At 51.3% G+C, this 1,620-nt stretch carries 1 protein-coding gene; it reads left to right on the forward strand.

Annotated elements, in window-relative coordinates; genetic code table 11:
- The coding region (locus tag CAFE_RS03655) for an IS1182 family transposase (RefSeq protein ID WP_156989817.1) at positions 1 to 1,583 on the forward strand (1,583 nt) is incomplete at its 5' end.
- Positions 1,584 to 1,620 lie beyond the last annotated feature (37 nt).

A 1,620-nucleotide genomic window follows, 5' to 3' on the forward strand; every position in this document is an offset into this window, starting at 1 on the left:
AAAATAAAAAGCTCTTAGAGCATAACAGATTTGAGCGAAAAAATCAACAGTTGACGCTCCCAATGGATATGGAAATAACAATACCGCAGGATGATCCGGTACGGCTTGCCAGCGCGCAGCTTGAGGAACTGGATTACAGGGAACTGTATCGCGCCTATTCTTCACAGGGAAGGAAATCGGCGGCTGAACCCCGGATCATCTTTGAGGTATTGGTGTACGGTTACATGTGCGGCATCTACTCGACGCGAAAGCTGGAGGAGGCCTGCCGGAAACGCGTGGACTTCATGTGGCTGCTCAATGGAGAACCGGTGCCGGACTACAGCACGTTTGCGAGGTTTCGCACCGGACGCACCAAAGAAGCGGTGGAAGATTTGTTTTACCAATTTGTCCGGCGCCTGGAACAGATGGGCGAGACGGAGCACGACGAGGTATTCATCGACGGCACCAAGCTGGAGAGCCGGGCGAACCGCTACACGTTTGTCTGGCGCAAGACGACGGAGAAATATTTGGCCAAAGTGAAGGATGCCGTGCGTGAGGAATTTGAAAGCCGTGGAATTTCCGGCAATGTGACCCTGAAAAAGTTCCGTGAATTGGTAAAATCGGAAAAGGCGGCCTGTGAGAAAAACGGAATTCATTTTGTACATGGAGCCGGTCGCCGCAAGCCGCCCCGGCAGCGGGCGTATGAGAAGTTTTTTACATTGCTGGAAAAGTGGGAGGGCTATGAGAAGAAGCTGTTTTTAATGGGAAACAGTCGTAACAGTTATGCCAAAACAGATCCGGATGCCACCTTTATGCATATGAAGGAAGACCATATGCGCAACGGGCAGCTCAAACCGGGCTACAATGTGCAGATTGCCGTGAACAGCGAGTACATCACAGGCGCCGCGGCTTTTTCGAACCGGACGGACAGCGGGACGCTGCGACCCTTTTTGCGCAGACTCGAACAGCAGCATGGGGAACGCTACCGGGATATTGTGGCGGACGCGGGCTATGAAAGTCTGGACAACTACCTGTATCTGGAGGGAAACGGGCAGACCAGCTTCATCAAACCCATCAACTACGAAGCACAAAAAAACAAAAAGTTCAGGCAGCAGATCGGCCGCCGGGAGAATATGCAATATGACGAACAGCAAGACTGCTATGTCTGCGCGGCCGGCAGAAAGCTTCTTTTCCATCACGAAAGTACGCAGCGGAATCGGCAGGGATATTTCCCAACGACGGCGTATTACCGGTGCGATAGCTGCGTCGGCTGCCCGTGCCGTGAAGCTTGCTGCAAGGCAAAAAGCGGCACGCCGAAAGAACTGAGAGTGAAAACGGATTTGGTTCGCCTGAGTGACGATTCCCGGAAAAACATTAAAACCGAACGTGGAATTACGCTTCGGATGAACCGCTCTATCCAGGTGGAAGGGGCCTTCGGCGTTCTGAAAAGCAACCGCAAATTCAAGCGCTTTCTTACCCGGGGCCGGGCAAACATTTCAACGGAGCTTTACCTTTTGTGCATGGGCTACAACTTGAACAAGCTCTGTGCGAAATGCAACACAGGAAGGCTAAAAACACATTTGTTTTGCCTTCAAAAAGAGTAGATTCCAGAAAAACAGAAAATGATTGATTTTTCAGCTT

The organism is Caproicibacter fermentans, from assembly GCF_009746625.1.
GTDB lineage: Bacteria > Bacillota > Clostridia > Oscillospirales > Acutalibacteraceae > Caproicibacter > Caproicibacter fermentans.